Below are 16,011 nucleotides of genomic sequence, written 5' to 3' on the forward strand. Positions count from 1 at the left end.
TAAGAAACCTTATCCTGACCGTAACCATCCGGTAAGCTCTTCGGTAAAAAAAACATTTTCTCGTGTTCACACGCAAAAAGATTGTATTGTTGGGAAGGGGCTCCATCCCATATGCTGTTTTGGTAAGCTCCAACAATGCCTTGGCTTTGGTGGTCAAAGAGCCCAGATCACCAATGTCCTGCTAAAGGAAACGTTTTGGGCGATAGGTGATATTTTTGGAACATCAAAGTATCCGATAATCCTTTAGAAATACCCAGGGTTTGAGAAATGACAAATACTTCTTGCAGATTTGCCATTCACCTTGACAATCTTTTCAATTTTCCATTAAGTCTTCATAGGCCATCAACCACTTTTCAATAGGTGCCAGCCATGACAATGATTCCTCGAAGGCCAAATTTCTGAACATCCAAGTTTATTCGGTCCATATTGTGCCCAGAAATACAATAAGAACGAGGTGGTGATGACATTTTTAAAAGGGTTCGATATATGGGTATATATGAAACCTTAAACCATCGATTATGAGAACACCGTCTTTTTTTGGGTATAGTCGGCTGATGTCCATCCTGTTCCTTTCATTATTAATCTCCTGTAGTTCTGGGGATGGAGAGGCACCACCCGAGCCCAACAGCAATCCAAATCAAAACCTAGATCTTGAACCGGAGCTCGAACCCGAACCGGAACCCGTAACACAAAATGATATCGGTGTGGTCGATGACGCAGTATCCGGATTTATGGCCCAGTATGGGGTTCCCGGGGTCGCCTTGGCCGTCAGCGTGGACGAAAAAATGGTCTATTCCAAAGGATACGGCAAGGCCAATGTGGAGAACGATATCGATGTGTCACCGGACCATCTTTTTCGGATAGCCAGTATCTCAAAGGTGTTTACGGCAACGGCCATACTAAAGCTTGTAGATGATGGTTTGGTGTCCCTGGATGAACCTGTCTTCGGCCCTGATGGCATATTGGGAGGTGATTTTGGTACAGCGGTGCTCACCGAGGATGAACTCGACATCACCGTGGATGACCTCTTGTTGCATGCTTCGGGCGGTTGGGGCACATCCACTGGGGGAGATCCCATTGATTACCAACCCAATCTTGGGGCTTCCGATTTTATCGAATATGTATTGAACAACTGGTCGCTGAGCAATGCCCCGGGAGAAGTGTTCAGCTATAGCAATATGGGATACTGGCTTTTGGCTCGAATCATTGAGGAAAGGTCCGGTGAACCCTATGAAGCATACCTCAAAGGGCTGCTTTCACCCTTGGGGATAAGTTCGTTCCGGGTAACGACCTTTCGGGAGGATGACCTCGGGGCAAATGAAGTACATTATTATGGCGCAGAGGGCGATGCACCATACATTTTCACGATTGCCTCGAGAAGGGATGGAGATGCCGGGGTTGTCATCAGTGCGCCCGATTTGCTCCGTTTTTTGTGCGCCATCGATGGGGCACCGGAGAGACCCGATATATTGACCCCTGGTTCGATCGCATTGTTGTCCGAGACCACCGAACTGTCCAATCTGGGAAGGGGTCTGGCCGTATGGCCGGAACAGCAATTGACCTATTTTACGGGAAGTCTTCCGGGAAACCGTTCGTGGATGATGATCGCTGAAAATGGACATACCGCCACCATTGTTTTGAACATGAGAAGGACGGATACCTCGGCTTTCGATAACGACCTGCAATCCCTTCTATTGAATATCGTGAAGGATGGAAACATTCCATGGCAAACCGATTTGAACCAGTTCTAGGTGGTTCGTTCAAAACAAATATTATGACTACAAAAACCTTAAAAATTAAACACAGCCTTATGAAAAGACCAATGCTAGTGGTGATTTCCTGTCTCTTGATTGTATTCTGTTGGGGAAGATCCAGTTCCAGAGCAGACGAAGTGGATGCCGAAGAAACCGGATATTCCGATCGGACCATTGATGAGGAGTTGGAAGATGATACGCTGGATGGCCGGGAATATGGGTTGTCTTCAGCGCTTGCACCTTCAAGCTCCACCAAAACACATCAACTAATAGATGCCCGGACAGGCCTTGTAGTGAACAGTACCGAATACCCCTCCAATTGGAATGTGATTTCCAAGCCTTCCTATACCATTGATCAAAAGCTGCCCACTTTTTTGATACAGATCACGGGCCCGGACCATTTGAATAGTTTCAATACCCCCATTGCATATCATGTCGATTACCAAGACCCACAGATGGCACAATTGATGTACAATACCCCCTATGGTAAAATGATCAGACCCTTGGCCGGTCCCCAACAGATTTTCAACGAGGAGGTAAAGGGCCGTATGGCCAAGAGTGGTTTTGAATATCTCGGGGAGCGTGAACAGCCCGAAGTGACCCGGTACCTCAGGAACAAGATCGCCTCCAAATCAGGGATGGACACCGCTCTATCGATCTACAATACCGAGTGGAAAAATTCCAAGGGCCAAAAGGCCATGGCAAGTGTATCGGTCATAAGCATGGAACAGCCGACCGTATCCGGCAACATGATGGTCTGGTTCTATACGGTCAATTACACCTTTGTGGATGAATCCGCATATGAAAAGACACTTGAACTGATGAAGGAGGCCACCTTCAGCTATAGGGAAAACCCACAATGGGAAGAATATGTGAACCGATTGGGGCAGCAAAGGGCACGGGAAAATCAAAGAAGGGCACAATTGGCAGCCGCCCAGCATCAAAACAGGATGCAGGCAAGGTGGAGCGCTTTCAATGCACATCAGGACAAAATGAAGGGGATTTGGGCCGCCCAGGATGCCAACCATGCTTCCTTTATGAACCGGAATTTCGGTGCAGGCAGCGATACGGGCCAACGCCAGTTCATCAATATGATCAATGAAGAGGAAACGGTGTACAATCCGCTTACCGGAAACAATTATCAAGTGAACGCAGGCTCCACGGAGTATTGGATGGACAGTGATGGGAATTACATCCGCAACGATGATCTATTCTATACCCCAAATGGGGACATCAATCTCAATAACCGCGAATGGGTCAGGGTCGAGAACGCCCATTGATGACATTTTTGAATAACCACGATATGTAATAAACCTCTAAACTCAAAGCAATGAAACAAGTTAAAATAATTTATGTGATCCTTGTCCTTGCTGTTGGCCTATCCTGTTCAACTGATAACGGCAATGAATCCCAAGAACAGGCCATCTTCGCAGGAAATTGGTCAGGAACCTATACGGGGGGCGACAGCGGAACTTGGACCGCAACCATCGACTCAAACGGCTCGGTGGAGGGGGAGGCCTTTTCCAATAATCTGCAACAATCCCTTCCCTTGAACGGCAGTATTGATACCTCTGGGGATTTCAGGGCCACGGTGGGTTCGGCGATGAATGGTGCAACATTTAAAGGTGCCTTTGCCTCAGATCAGGGCAGTGGCACATGGGAGAACAGCACGGACCAAATTTCAGGTAGTTGGACAGGAACCAAGGATTAATTTAAAAACGAGAACCGAATATAATACACCAAATATGAAAATTCCATATCAAAAAATTGTAATTGCATGGTTTGTTTTGGCGCTAACCATGGCTTGTAGCTCCAATGACAACGGGACCGACCCAATGACCGATGATGATTTCTCACAGACCGATGACGATCCTACACCTACAGACGATGATCCTGGCAGCGATGAAGGCTATGAAATGGCGGATGTTCAAGTGTTGTTGCCCGAAAATGCGGATGTAGATCTTACCAATGCCACATTGGCATCAATGGGTGCCGATTCCGATGTAGATGCCAGTGGGATGGGGAAATTGCCGTTCAACAGTGGTTCCGTTGAATCGGGATATCTGCTGGATGCGGACAACCACGTTTTACTTGCAGGTTTTATTTCGGGAGACAGGAAGGAAGTCTCTGTCGAGACCACCGCCGAACTGATGGTATACTATGCACTGGGTTATCACTTATTGCCCGAGAGTGGAAAAAGTGCTTTTTTGAAAAGTATAGGGCAAGTTCCTGGATTCCCAAATTTTGTGGGAGAAATTCGAACATTGTTCGAGAACAACCCACTTATGTACAGCGAAGGGGGTTATGAAGCCTCATTGCAGGCTTTCTTGGATCAAATAACGGCAAAACATTCGGTGGGCCTCGAAAACCGGATTTTTTTCAATGATGAAAATACCAAAAGCGGAGTGACTTTGTCAAGTGTCGATTCCACTAGGATAAAGTTGCAAAATTCCCTGGCAAGAAAGTCCAGGGTCGTCATTTACAAGAAGAGCTACAAGAATAGAAGCGGAGATCTTTTTGAGATACCAAATTATACCTCAAGTACCTTTGCCAATTTTAAATTGGAGTCGGGCGGCTCCAACGCCATACAGGAACTGGAAGTGGGGAACTCGCTCCAACAGATAAATGCGCAACAGGCATCTATAGACAATGCGATAGCAACAGACCCCATCCTTTTGCCGGTAGACCCTGACACTGAATTGGTGGCCGAATATGAAGTGGTCGTCATCGGTTCTGGTCAACGCAACACCGAAGTTAGGGGCATGACCGCCGAAGAACTGGAAATCTATACCGAAATCAATAAGGAGACCTATGTCATCGATTATTTTTTGCCCACCTTGCTTGATGTGGGCGGCAACAAATCATTGTTGCCACCATTTGGAAGTGACAAGGAAAATGCGCTTTACAATGCGGTACTTCCTGTTCTTGAACAATATCCCGATGTGATTGATGCGGTGGTGGAGAACGAGTTCAAGGAAGCCACTGAAATCTTTCTTCCCGCTCTGTATGAAGATGTCCGTTTGAGCAATGACCTAAGGGCCCTACTAACGGATGTGTACGCCATATTGTCCGGCAACGGAGACTTTCCGAATACGTTTATACAGACCCAAGAGTTGATCGAAACAGGTTATGAACGAACAAAGTACATTTTGGCCACAATCGATAAAAATATCAAGGCAACCAATTATTACGCCAATTTCAACGGTCTACGTACGACAGCCTTCAATTTTGAAAGTTGGGAGGTCAAGTCCATCGATGCCGTGGTGGAGCTGCAACAGGACAACGTTTCGCTCTGTCTGGGCGAGGCAACGGAACTGCGTGCAAGCGCAATTACAGATTATGACCCGGAAGTGGAGGACTTTGAATTCCATTGGAGCACTTCGAACGATTTTGGGGGAAGGGTCCAGGACATTGGCGGCGACCCCAACAATTTTGGAGTCTCCATTGTCACGACCAATAATTATGTGTCCTATATCAGTACCGCACTTGATTCCGAATTGGGCGGCGGGGACAACCTGGAGACCGTCACCGTGATATTGTATTTCCGAAACAAGAATACGGACGAACTCACCGAGGCCGGGAGGGACACTATGACCGTAAACAACAAAAAGGGCTGTGAGTCCTTTACGGTATCCATTGAGCGACAGCCCAATTTTAGGGAAACCTCAAGCTCAAGTCTCCTTTGTTCTGGCGGTCCCGAGTACCAAGCTTTTAGTCCGGTCCCATTTGCCGCTGAATTTGCCGCCGTGGATGGAGCGATTGGGTATAGGGGAGTCATAACCTCCAACAATGGCAACAAGAGCCCGGAGCAGGTTTTGAATACCGCAGATATTGGAGGAGGCATGTTAAGACTCAATCTGGGTGTGGGCAGTATCATTATTTATAACAGCTGCAATGAAACGGAGGCCCAGGCCTATGCTGAAGAGATTGTGGACAATTTGAATTCGCAGCCCGTAAGCGTTGAAATCACACCCATTTTTAATTAGAATATGTACTTTGTCGATGAAACCGTGCACCGGACTTTTAAATTACCCAAAAAGATGAATTTTTGTAAATTCCCCATACTTTCAATTGAAGTATGGGGAAAACCTTGCAGACAAAAGATAACCCACAGGTCACCGCATTCAAAAAAAATGACAGGCAGGCCATGCAAGAGGTATATGAACATACGTTTCCAAAATTTAGGAGCCACGTCTTCAGGAACAGTGGGAATGAAGCGGAGGCGAAGGATGTTTTTCAAGACGCCTTTGTTGCTTGCTGGAGAAATATCAAGGATGACAAGTTTGATGGCGCAGGAAGTGTTGAGGCCTACCTGTACACCATAGCCAGGAATAAATGGACCGACCACCTGCGTTCCGCACGGTTCAGAAAAACGGTGGGAGCGGAGGGCCTTTCCAAAGTGGTGCAAGAAGCGGGCGATGATTCCGGTGGGGAGCTGGACGATAAAAGGGAAACAATGCTTAAGGCATTGGATCAACTGGGAGATGCCTGTCAACAGCTTTTGGGTCTTTTTTATTACGAGAGAAAGACAATGAAGCAGGTGGCCAAGGACCTTGGGATTGCGGCCACATCTGCCAGAAATAAAAAATATAGGTGCATGGAACGTTTGCGTTCGCTTGCGGAACATATAACAAGGAATGGATAGGGAAGAAGCATATTGGACAAGGGAGGAGCAAGAGCTGTTCGAAAGTTGTCTTTTGGACCAGATGACACCTGCGGAAAAAGCCGGTTTTGAGTCAAGGATGGCCTCGGATCCGACGCTCAAGGCCAAGTTTTTGGAATTTAAGGCCCTTTTCGGAGCCATTGAAGAGGCTGGACTCCGCCTTGCCATGGACCATTTTCACGAGGGAGTTCAAGACGATGGAAAAGAAAGGCGACTTTCCACTGCCTCTAGAACGGTATATCGCATGGCAGCAGCAATAGCTGTGTTAATGACCTTGGGGGGCATATGGTATTTTTATTATCCCAATGACAATGAAAGGCTCTTTGCTGCATATTACACCCCCGACCCGGGACTGCCAACGGTCATGGGCAACAGTGACAACTATATGTTTTACGAAGCCATGGTGGACTATAAACAAGAGGATTATGGTACCGCCCTTCAAAAGTGGAAAGGCCTATTGCCGGGGAAAATGGACAATGACACGCTCAATTATTTTATGGGATCGGCCCATTTGGCCAAGGGTGAGGCCGATAAGGCCATCAGTTATTTTGACCGTGTGCTGGTGCACGACAGCACGCCCTTTCGGAGCGAGGCGGCTTTTTACAAAGGCCTGGCCCACCTTAAAATGAACGAGGTACGGGAGGCGCTCAAAAGTCTGGAGCATACCTCGGATGACAGGGCAAGGGAATTGGCACAAAAACTAAAGGACTGATCTGGCATGGGCAAAGGGTTGGTATATATTTTTGTTGGGGTTGCCCTTTTCTTGCAGACGGGCCTATATGCGCAACATAGGCATCCGGTGCTCAAACAGCTGGACAGCCTTATCTCAGTGGATGGGTTTGACGCTGCACAGCATATCATTGGAGAGGTCATTTCGGGGGAAACAACATACCCGTTCCTCAATGAGGGCCGATTGGTCTATCCCCTTGCCAAGTCGGAATTTTTATTGGACCCGGAGACGGAATTCCCAAAGGCACAGGAACTGTTGAAAATGATCCGATCGAACCATGAGGGGGATTCCATAGCGTATGAGGCACTCTTGGGACTGGGGCTGGCGCATATCGATCAAGGGAGCGCGGTTCAGGCCAAAGCGTACATCACACAAGCCAATCGATTGGCCGATGGCCTTGAGGATGCACAAAGAATGGTGGCCTCGGAATTTCACCTGAGCGAGGTGGGCTTGAAACTTGGGGACATGAACCAATTGATGAAACGGACCAACAGGGCCCTGCAGTTGATGGGGGAACATCCAGGAACACAGTTCCCTTTGGCACCCAGGATATTGAATTACAAGGGATCGCTGATGTACTTTACGGCGAAACCCGACAGTGCCGACTATTATTTTGAAAAGGCCATCCAGAGCATTGACACTTTGAACACCGATCCGGAACAGCGGTATTACCTGCCCGGTACCATTTATGGCAACTGGACCATGGTCAAACAGAGCGAGAATGATTTGGAGAAGGCGATGGCACTTACCTTAAAGAGCATTGCAAGTTTCAATGCATTCCTGGAAGGGACCCATAACCATCCTTTGACGGAAAAGGTACGCTTCAACCTATCGATCTCCTATCGAAATTTGGGCAGTCTGTACAATGATTTCGGCGACAAGGAAAAGGCCATCCAAGTGGCCACTTTGGGATATCACCATTCCAAAAAGCACTTTCTTCCCAACACGGTACAATATTTCAGTGCCGTATTGATGATGGGGGAGGCACACCTCTATGGGGAAGACCTGCAAAAGGCTCGAAAGTATCTCCAAGAGGCTGAGGCGTCACTGCAGGAGATACCGGGGGACAACTGGGCCTATGCCGCCAACCTGTATTACACCATTGCGGATCTTGATAAAAGAACGGGGGATCTCCTAAGTGCCATTGCGCACTACGAAAGAACATTGGAGGCCTACGGCAACAGCAATTCCGAGGAGTTTAGCCAGAACAGTATCTACGCCAGGGCGAATTTGGCCCAAAGCCTTGCCGAGAACGGACAGTTTGGCAAAGCGCAGGACCTTTTGGAAGAAACGTATGCCAAGGTGCTCGCCAGCTATGGGCAGCGGAGCCATCTGTCCAAAATGTTACAGCTTACCAAGGTGAGGATGTTCTTTTTAAAGGGTGATTTCGAACAGGCCATCCAGCTCTGTGAGGGTTTGTTGGAGGCACGTGGCGATCAGGACCTGCAGAACAGGCCCTATCTATGGGGTGAACGGACCGAAATTCTTTTATATCTGGCCAAGTCGAAATTGGGATTGGGGTCCCATTCCCAAAACCAGCTTGAGGCAGTGGCGAAAATCCTTGATCGGGCCATATCCCTGGTGGAAAAGCGAAAATCCCTGGTCACCTCCCAGGAAGGGGTGGCCAATTTGATCGAAAGCAGTCGCGAAGCCTTCGATCTGGGTAAAAAGGTCTATCTGAAGCTATATGACCAAACCGGGGACAAGGCCCATCTTGAAAAGGTCATGGCCCTTCATGAGTCCTCGATTTACAACCGTATCAGGGCGCGCTTGAACCTAAGGGGGGATGACATGATCCCCAAAGAAGTTCGGGAACGAGAAGGTCGGTTGCGAGAGGAAATAAATACCTTTTTTGATGTTGAGGATGACGAAACTCAGTTCAATGTGGCCATCTGGGATTCCCTCAGCAGAGGATGGCAGGACCATATGCGTTTCCTTCAAAAGGAGTATCCAAAGTACTATGGGATGCGGTACGCTTCCATAGTGGAACCCTTGCGGGACTTGGGGCGGCAAGTTCCGCCGAACACCACACTGGTGCGTTACTTCTCGGATGGTGATGATCGTTATGCCTACGTTTACCATAGGGGGGAGGCCGAGTTGGTGGCATTGGGGCAATCGGACGCAGCTTGTATATCCACCATTTCGGACTACGGGGCTGTCGGGGAAGAGCTTTTTGATTGCCTTTATGAGCTCTACCAAAGATTATGGAGGCCCTTGGAAGGTGTTGTCCGGACAGAACAGGTCATCATCTTTCCCGATGGGGAGCTCTTCAACCTGGCCTTTGAACTGCTCACACCAAAAAGGATACAATCCTATGCGGAACTGGCAACGGGCAGTTTGCTGGCCGAACATATCCTTTCATACAACTACAGCCTGTTCATGCTGGGCGAAAACAAGAAGGTCGTGGGGTACAAGGACGACTTCATTGCCTTTGCCCCTGAGTTTGACCAAGAAATGAAGACCCGGTATCAAATGTCGATTTCCGATTCGTTGTTTTTGGACAAAACCTATCTGACCCTGTTGCCGCAACCGTTCAGTACCGCATTGGTGAAAAAATTCAGCCGGAGATTCGATGGAAGTTCATTTTTGAACGAAAGGGCCTCCAAACCCTTGTTTATCCAAAATGCCAATGAACACAAGATCATCCATATTGGCACCCATGCCGAATCCAATAATGTGAGTCCCGAACTTTCACGCCTGGTATTCGCCAAGAATGTGTCAAACCCTTCGGATATCAACGACAATTACCTATACACCTATGAGATCTACAACCAAGACCTCGGGTCCAACTTGGCCATACTGACGGCCTGTGAGACAGGAAAGCCGACCTACCAGCCCGGGGAGGGGATGATTTCATTGGCGCATGCGTTTAACTATGCGGGCAGTGAAAGTGTGTTGACAAGCCTTTGGCAAATCGATGAAGAATCGAGCAGCCAATTGTTGGAAAGCTTTTACCGCCATTTGATGGAGGGCAGGCGCAAGGACGAGGCCCTTCGCTTGGCCAAACTGGAGTATCTGGCCCATGCGGAAGGTCGTACCCTGCATCCACAATATTGGGCGGGACTGGTCTTGATGGGGGACACCTCACCCATACACTTTACCCAAGGCAAACTTTGGCCTTTTGGAATCTTGGCGGGCTCATTGCTATTGATTTTGTTGGTTTTTTTCCTGGTAAAAAAGAAAAGCTCCCCAAAGGGAGCTGATCCAAACAAGAGCTAATTACCATTGCTGAAAGAATAGATTTCATCCCTGGTTGTTGGGGACATTGGGATTGTTGTCGTCAGGATCCTCGTTGGCGGGGACCCCGTCATTGTCATTGTCCACAAACGTGCCGTCCCTCCCCACGAAGAGCTGGAAATTTATGGGCAGGAAAGTGTCCATGACCTGATCATTGTATTCATTGCTCGGGGCCGAGGTGACCGAAATGGCGGAAAATGTGCCGCCGGCAAGATAGGTGGACCTTACCCAGACCTGGGCGGTTATGCCATTGAAACGGAGCAAGCGGGCCTCAAATTGGGAGGGTATCCCCTCGAAGGAGTTGTTGGCCGAGCTGATGCACAATACATTGGGGGTGCCATTGAAACCGTAGTGGGCGAACACCCCATTGATTTCATTGGCTATGATGGACCTGGCAGCGACCTGTCCTTGGAGTTGTGTGTTCGGAATCCATCGAAATACAACGGCATTGTCGTTGCGTACGAGATTGACACCAAGTGTCCCAGTCTGCGTGTCGGTCAGCTCAAAGGCAGAAAACCCTTGGGGATAGACAAATCCGATAAGGGGGTGTAGACTATGGACAAACTGTCCGCCCGGATTGTTCACTGTTGGCACTTGGGACAAGGGGGCCGGAATGGAATTGGCAAACTCCCAATAGATGCCGGTGAGCCCGGGGGCATTTTCACAAAGGCCCTGAGGCTCGGCATTGGCCAGGCCATTGTTGGAATCTGAATCCGAACTGCAGCCAAATAGGCATAGGGCAATCGTTGATAGGAATAGGGTTGGAATACGCTTCATGATATGTTTCTTTTTCCTAGTATCGAGGAAAAGGGGAAATGTCATCAGGATAGCTTTGGACTAGAAGAAATGGGGCGGGATGATGGATTTTATGCTCACCAAATAGGTCACCTAATTGTTAGGAATATGATTGTTGAACAGTTATTAATTTCATTGATTGCATAAGTCATGTTAAGCATAAGTATTACTATGTTCATCATAGATTTAATTGTTCAAATAATCTGTTCAAAAGTCAGCTTTGGTTGGAGGTACGATTATACCGTATATTGCCTCTGGTCAACATTTCAAATAGGAATCTAGAAAGATAAGTATACCACATATTACTGTTTTAGCAGTGATTTTTAATTATTGTACTAGTTTAACTAGAGAGCTCGGTAATAACAATTAAAATTACTGTTATAGCGGTAAAATTAATAATATTAATCACTTTTTAAACCTATTTGATAAATAAAACACTATATTTACCGCTAAAACGGTAATATATGGTTGATTTAGGTTTGCTGGTCAAAAAGCATCGCAAGAAAGCGGGGCTGACACAGCTTGAACTGGCCAATTTGGCCGGTATAGGCAAGACAACCGTCTTTGATATCGAAAAAAACAAGGAGACTGTTCGTTGGAGCAACATCCTTGCCGTGCTCCAGGTATTGAACATAGAAGTGGAATTTAAAAGCCCATTGACTGAAAACGGATGAGAAAGGCAGTGGTATATGCCCATGGAAAAAGGGCGGGTGTTTTAACGGAATTGTCCCAATCGAAATATAGGTTTGATTATGATGATGATTACAGTGGTCAGGCGATTTCATTGACCATGCCCGTTAACGAAAAGGGATTTGGTTTTGATGGGTTTCCTCCCTTTTTTGAAGGGTTGTTGCCCGAAGGTATCATGCTGGAAGGTCTACTTAGGATTTCCAAAATCGATCAAAAGGATTATTTCTCCCAATTAATGGCCACCGGTGCTGATTTGGTAGGCGCCGTAACTGTAAAACCTCTGGAATATGAATAGGTGCCCTATCACATATGAACCCTGTGGTACGGCTAAGTACAGCGCGAAAGGTCTTAAAATGATAGCGCCTAAATTAATAGGATTGAATGATTTGCCCTATACGGCATCCGAATTACGGAGAGAGGCGGCAAACAGGGCGAAGAAATTATCCATACAGGGGGTACAGCCTAAATTGAGTGCTAGTATTTCCGTGGTCGAACAAGAGTTTAAAATAGTGGATCAATTCGGAACCTACATCTTAAAACCCCAAAATGATATTTTTCCAGTGTACGTCTTCAAACGAATTAGGACTGTCCCGATCCAAAGTTAAGTCATAGTTTCAACTTTTGAATTAGGTGCTCTTTCCTTCTTTTGAGCATCGTTCTTTTCTTTATCGATTTACGTTTTTCCAATATCTTTTTGTCCCTTCCGAAATATACGGCTGCCGGTGTCAGGTTGTCCAATGATTCGTGGTATCTCCTGTTGTTGTAATAGTCCACGAACTCTTCCAACCTTTCCTTGAGTTCCCCCGGCATATAGTAGTTGTCCAGTTTGATGATGTTCTTCATCGAACGGTGGTAACGCTCTATCTTGCCCTGCGTCTGTGGATGGTTCGGTTTTCCCCGGATATGCTCCATCTCCCTTTCCTTTATGAACTCCTTCAGTTCGCCACTGATGTAACAGGGCCCGTTGTCCGACAGGAGCCTTGGCATTTGCCCTTTGGGCAGCGATACCTTTTCCAATGCCCTTCCCACTGTTTTCTTCACATCCCCTGCGTTCATCGAGGGACAGAGTTCCCAATGGATAATATATCGGCTGTAATCGTCCAGAATGGTCGAGAGATAGTACCAGCCCCACCCGACGATCTTCAGATAGGTGAAGTCCGTCTGCCACATCTGGTGAACCCTTATGGTCTTGTCCCTGTACTCCTGTGAAGCGGCCATGGTATCAAAAGCAGGGGATGTCACCAGTCCACGTGACTTAAGTATGCGGTAGACACTGCTCTCCGAGATATAGTATTCCCGCTCATCGGTCATCTTACAGGCAAGTCCGCGACAGGATTCCTCCGGGAAGTCCAGGGCCATCTCCACGACCTCCGACCTAATCTTGTCGGGTATCCTGTTCCAATAGGTATTGCGTGCCCTATGGTTGGGCGCAAGTCCGTCAAAGCCACCTTCGAGGTACTTACCGTACCAGTTGTAGAAGGTGCTCTTGTTTATCCCTATTTCCTTCAATGTCCTGTTCACGCCTATTTCAGATGTCTCCACAAGCCTTATGATCTCGTATTTCTCCTGTTGGGTAAATCGCATGTACTTCCTCCATTTTACCCTAAGCCATTGGTACTTTTTTTGAGCACCCGGTTCTGGAGCAACAGTTCGGCCACCGTTTCCTTAAGCTGGGAGTTCTCCCCACGGAGTTCCTTTACTTCACTGGTATTGGCCTCGCGCATGGTGTCACCCATCAGGCGCTTCTTCCCAGCTTCCAGAAAATCCTTGCTCCAACGATAGTACAGTGCCGGGGCAATGCCCTCACGCCTGCAGATGCCGGATACCGATTCCTCGCCCTTGAGACCTTCCAGCACGATACGGATCTTTTCCTCTGCAGAAAACTTCCTCCTTGTATTCCTTTTAATGTCCTTTACGATTGATTCCGTGTTCTTCTTTGTCATTTTAAGTGATTTAAATGGTTAATGAATCCATCTTCAAGGCTAGCCTTGAAGATAACAAAACCATCACTTATCTTTAGACCAAGATCAGTCCACTTTTAGTTGAAGATTTACAAAATATAAGACCGTTTGTGATAAACAAATATCATAGAAATATAAAAAACGATGTTATAGTCCAATTTTGACCAAGAGTTATATGATCTAAGATATGGCGTGGAACGAACCAACGCGTGGATGGACAGCTACCGTTCGCTTCTGAACAGATTCGACACAACCCCCGAGAGCTGGAAAGGATTCAACTATCTCGCTTTCATGGTCATAGCACTGAAAAAATTCAACAAAAAGAAAAACGAAAAAGTTTAAACCATTTCAATGATTACCAAAAGGTAACTGATTACCAATAGTAATCAAAAATAGTTAAATTTGTTGTGCCATCAATAAAACCTATCGCAAAATGAAAAACAAGATTCTTACAGTATTATGTATCCTATTCGGATTAATGATGATTAATTCAGGTTTAAACAAATTCTTCAACTATATGCCTATGCCCGAAATGTCTGAAGAAATGATGCAAATTATTGGCAGTTTTATGGCAATAAAATGGATTTTTCCGCTTGTTGCAATTATTGAAATCATTGGAGGAGCTTTAACAGCAATCCCGAAAACAAGAGCATTGGGAGCGTTAGTAATTCTACCTGTTATGGTAGGGATAATTGTCCATCATTTAGTACACGACCTATCAGGTATTGGAATCGCATTAATATTATTCGCAATCAATATTTGGGTCATTGTTGCCAACTGGAATAAATACCAGCCAATCATAGAAAGCGAAAAAAACCAAATAAAAGAAAAGTCCGAACCAATAAATAGTTAGTAGAGAATCCTTTGCAAAAACCCCTTTTCGATCTTGACTTGCTTTGATATACTATGGTTATCTTAATGTTGTCGACAAAAATCGCTTAATAATAGGGCAGTTGAGTTTTTCGGACATCGATCAAAGAGCCTTTACCCCAGGCCCTCGCCTACCAGAGCTTCCTTGAAGTGCCATATTGTCGTGAAGTCCAGCACCGTGGTAGTGTTGCTTTCATCTGCCCGCGAAGTGCTAGAAGCTGAGCCGGTCGTTGACTTGGTTCCCGAGTTCCAGGTCGCTCAGGTCATAGAGGTGCTGCTGGAAAAGTATCTTGACCTTGACCGAAAGGTCGCGGTGCGTTGCACCGCCGGTCCTGGGACTCGCCCTGTCGACCACCTTGACCTGAATACGGGAGGAGGTCAACCTTTTATTTTCAAGTGTTATTCTATTGGAATTGACAATAATGGTATGTTTATACCTGAAGCCATAACTCTTGTTTTACTTCTATGGACTATAGATTCCCAAAAACCATATTTTTTTGGCATCATCACTAACATATCAAAACTTGATTTGACAATCTCTTTTTCAATTACTTTTATTACAGCATCTGAGTTCACTTTCTTATAAAAATACGTAACATTTTCTAGACCTTTTTCAATATTCTCATAAGCTTTGTTTTCTGATTTTAGTTCATTTATTTTTTTCTCTACATAAAACACAGTGACTTCAGATTTAAGCTGGATGGCAACTCTCCTTAATTTTGCCAAAGTTCGTAAAGGTACGTCACTCATTACATCACAGGCAAAAAGAATCTTGTGTATTCCCGAAAATTTAGCATTTACAGGAATAGCCAATACTGGAAAATTTTTCATGCTGATTAAGGTTGTTGTTGGATTTCCCACTAAATTTTGTTCTAGTGATTTGGCTGACATTCCCATAACTAAAAATTTTGAGTTATATAATTTCAATATAGAATCTATTTCAAGTTCAAAATCCAAATAACTACATTGATACTCAACTTCAATTTTGAATTTATCGGATAATTTTAAAGCTTGTTTTCTTAATTTCTCTTTGGTGCTTTCAATTAAGGCGTCCATTGAGGTCGCCGATATACGCGCGTTAGAGGCGTGAATAGGCAACTTAAAAGCATTAAAAAGCACCAATTTTATATTTAATAGTTGAGCTAATGATGCTGAATACAGTACAGCATTATCTGATGTTCTGGAAAAATTTGTTGCAACTAAAATTGAGTACATAGTTTTGGTTAATAATGTTTAGTATGTAATTAATATTATCTCCACCACCAAGTGCTTCATATAAATCTACAACAGATATTAATTATAACCATCACT

At 45.9% G+C, this 16,011-nt stretch carries 14 protein-coding genes and 2 pseudogenes; 13 read left to right on the forward strand and 3 right to left on the reverse strand.

The features are described 5' to 3' along the window. The first annotated feature begins 62 nt into the window (after positions 1–62). The 8 genes from GVT53_RS21130 (at position 63) to GVT53_RS02425 (ending at position 10,366) form a co-directional block, all read left to right on the forward strand. The gene (locus tag GVT53_RS21130; protein WP_258537770.1) at positions 63–185 is read left to right on the forward strand and encodes a hypothetical protein; all 123 of its coding nucleotides are present in this window, start codon (positions 63–65) and stop codon (positions 183–185) included. Between the two features lie 333 nt (positions 186–518). After that, positions 519–1,751, forward strand: coding sequence for a serine hydrolase domain-containing protein (locus GVT53_RS02395; protein ID WP_166247249.1), 1,233 nt, complete (start codon positions 519–521; stop codon positions 1,749–1,751). Between the two features lie 59 nt (positions 1,752–1,810). After that, entirely contained in the window at positions 1,811–3,034 is a 1,224-nt protein-coding gene (locus GVT53_RS02400; protein ID WP_166247250.1) for a hypothetical protein, read from the forward strand. Between the two features lie 50 nt (positions 3,035–3,084). Continuing rightward, positions 3,085–3,465, forward strand: a complete 381-nt coding sequence (locus GVT53_RS02405) for a hypothetical protein (RefSeq protein ID WP_166247251.1) — start codon at positions 3,085–3,087, stop codon at positions 3,463–3,465. Between the two features lie 34 nt (positions 3,466–3,499). Further along, on the forward strand, positions 3,500–5,740 hold the full coding sequence (locus tag GVT53_RS02410; RefSeq protein ID WP_166247252.1) for a hypothetical protein: 2,241 nt from the start codon (positions 3,500–3,502) through the stop codon (positions 5,738–5,740). A 104-nt stretch (positions 5,741–5,844) separates the two neighbouring features. After that, positions 5,845–6,399 (forward strand): RNA polymerase sigma factor, encoded by a 555-nt coding sequence (locus tag GVT53_RS02415; RefSeq protein ID WP_166247253.1) that lies wholly within the window; start codon positions 5,845–5,847, stop codon positions 6,397–6,399. Beyond that, a complete protein-coding gene (locus GVT53_RS02420) occupies positions 6,392–7,129 on the forward strand; it encodes a tetratricopeptide repeat protein (protein WP_166247254.1) in 738 nt (245 codons plus the stop codon). Before GVT53_RS02415 ends, GVT53_RS02420 begins: the two co-directional genes overlap by 8 nt. A gap of 6 nt (positions 7,130–7,135) precedes the next feature. Further along, the gene (locus GVT53_RS02425) at positions 7,136–10,366 is read left to right on the forward strand and encodes a CHAT domain-containing protein (protein WP_166247255.1); all 3,231 of its coding nucleotides are present in this window, start codon (positions 7,136–7,138) and stop codon (positions 10,364–10,366) included. 24 nt (positions 10,367–10,390) lie between these two features. On the opposite strand, the gene GVT53_RS02430 is transcribed toward GVT53_RS02425, so the two are convergent. Further along, positions 10,391–11,161, reverse strand: a complete 771-nt coding sequence (locus GVT53_RS02430) for a hypothetical protein (protein WP_166247256.1) — start codon at positions 11,159–11,161, stop codon at positions 10,391–10,393. Between the two features lie 482 nt (positions 11,162–11,643). Here GVT53_RS02430 and GVT53_RS02435 point away from each other — a divergent pair, with 482 nt between their 5' ends. From GVT53_RS02435 to GVT53_RS02445, 3 genes are read left to right on the forward strand one after another with little or no spacing between them, the layout of a single operon-like run. Then, positions 11,644–11,853 carry a helix-turn-helix domain-containing protein gene (locus GVT53_RS02435; protein WP_166247257.1) on the forward strand — a complete coding sequence of 70 codons (210 nt, stop codon included), beginning with the start codon at positions 11,644–11,646 and terminating at the stop codon, positions 11,851–11,853. Further along, the gene (locus tag GVT53_RS02440; protein ID WP_166247258.1) at positions 11,850–12,164 is read left to right on the forward strand and encodes a HipA N-terminal domain-containing protein; all 315 of its coding nucleotides are present in this window, start codon (positions 11,850–11,852) and stop codon (positions 12,162–12,164) included. Before GVT53_RS02435 ends, GVT53_RS02440 begins: the two co-directional genes overlap by 4 nt. 58 nt (positions 12,165–12,222) lie before the next feature. Further along, entirely contained in the window at positions 12,223–12,474 is a 252-nt protein-coding gene (locus GVT53_RS02445; protein WP_240905119.1) for a HipA domain-containing protein, read from the forward strand. Between the two features lies 1 nt (position 12,475). On the opposite strand, the pseudogene GVT53_RS02450 reads toward GVT53_RS02445, so the two are convergent. After that, positions 12,476–13,812 (reverse strand): annotated as a pseudogene (locus GVT53_RS02450) (IS3 family transposase). A gap of 180 nt (positions 13,813–13,992) precedes the next feature. Here GVT53_RS02450 and GVT53_RS02455 point away from each other — a divergent pair. Further along, positions 13,993–14,172, forward strand: a pseudogene (locus GVT53_RS02455) (IS5 family transposase); the annotation flags it as partial. A 91-nt stretch (positions 14,173–14,263) separates the two neighbouring features. Beyond that, a complete protein-coding gene (locus tag GVT53_RS02460; RefSeq protein WP_166247260.1) occupies positions 14,264–14,683 on the forward strand; it encodes a DoxX family protein in 420 nt (139 codons plus the stop codon). A 416-nt stretch (positions 14,684–15,099) separates the two neighbouring features. Here GVT53_RS02460 and GVT53_RS02465 read toward each other — a convergent pair whose 3' ends face one another. Continuing rightward, the gene (locus GVT53_RS02465; protein ID WP_166247261.1) at positions 15,100–15,915 is read right to left on the reverse strand and encodes a universal stress protein; all 816 of its coding nucleotides are present in this window, start codon (positions 15,913–15,915) and stop codon (positions 15,100–15,102) included. Positions 15,916–16,011: the final 96 nt, after the last annotated feature.

The sequence above is a fragment of the Flagellimonas oceani genome (assembly GCF_011068285.1).
Taxonomy (GTDB): Bacteria; Bacteroidota; Bacteroidia; order Flavobacteriales; family Flavobacteriaceae; genus Flagellimonas; species Flagellimonas oceani.

Excerpts from the sequence above, each read along its gene's own strand:
- GVT53_RS02420 (WP_166247254.1), top strand. The coding sequence starts at position 6,392 with ATGGATAGGGAAGAAGCATATTGGACAAGGGAGGAGCAAGAGCTGTTC.
- GVT53_RS02460 (WP_166247260.1), top strand. The coding sequence starts at position 14,264 with ATGAAAAACAAGATTCTTACAGTATTATGTATCCTATTCGGATTAATG.
- GVT53_RS02405 (WP_166247251.1), top strand. The coding sequence starts at position 3,085 with ATGAAACAAGTTAAAATAATTTATGTGATCCTTGTCCTTGCTGTTGGC.
- GVT53_RS02445 (WP_240905119.1), top strand. The coding sequence starts at position 12,223 with ATGATAGCGCCTAAATTAATAGGATTGAATGATTTGCCCTATACGGCA.
- GVT53_RS02440 (WP_166247258.1), top strand. The coding sequence starts at position 11,850 with ATGAGAAAGGCAGTGGTATATGCCCATGGAAAAAGGGCGGGTGTTTTA.
- GVT53_RS02410 (WP_166247252.1), top strand. The coding sequence starts at position 3,500 with ATGAAAATTCCATATCAAAAAATTGTAATTGCATGGTTTGTTTTGGCG.
- GVT53_RS02400 (WP_166247250.1), top strand. The coding sequence starts at position 1,811 with ATGAAAAGACCAATGCTAGTGGTGATTTCCTGTCTCTTGATTGTATTC.
- GVT53_RS02395 (WP_166247249.1), top strand. The coding sequence starts at position 519 with ATGAGAACACCGTCTTTTTTTGGGTATAGTCGGCTGATGTCCATCCTG.
- GVT53_RS02435 (WP_166247257.1), top strand. The coding sequence starts at position 11,644 with ATGGTTGATTTAGGTTTGCTGGTCAAAAAGCATCGCAAGAAAGCGGGG.
- GVT53_RS02465 (WP_166247261.1), bottom strand. The coding sequence starts at position 15,915 with ATGTACTCAATTTTAGTTGCAACAAATTTTTCCAGAACATCAGATAAT.
- GVT53_RS02425 (WP_166247255.1), top strand. The coding sequence starts at position 7,136 with ATGGGCAAAGGGTTGGTATATATTTTTGTTGGGGTTGCCCTTTTCTTG.
- GVT53_RS02430 (WP_166247256.1), bottom strand. The coding sequence starts at position 11,161 with ATGAAGCGTATTCCAACCCTATTCCTATCAACGATTGCCCTATGCCTA.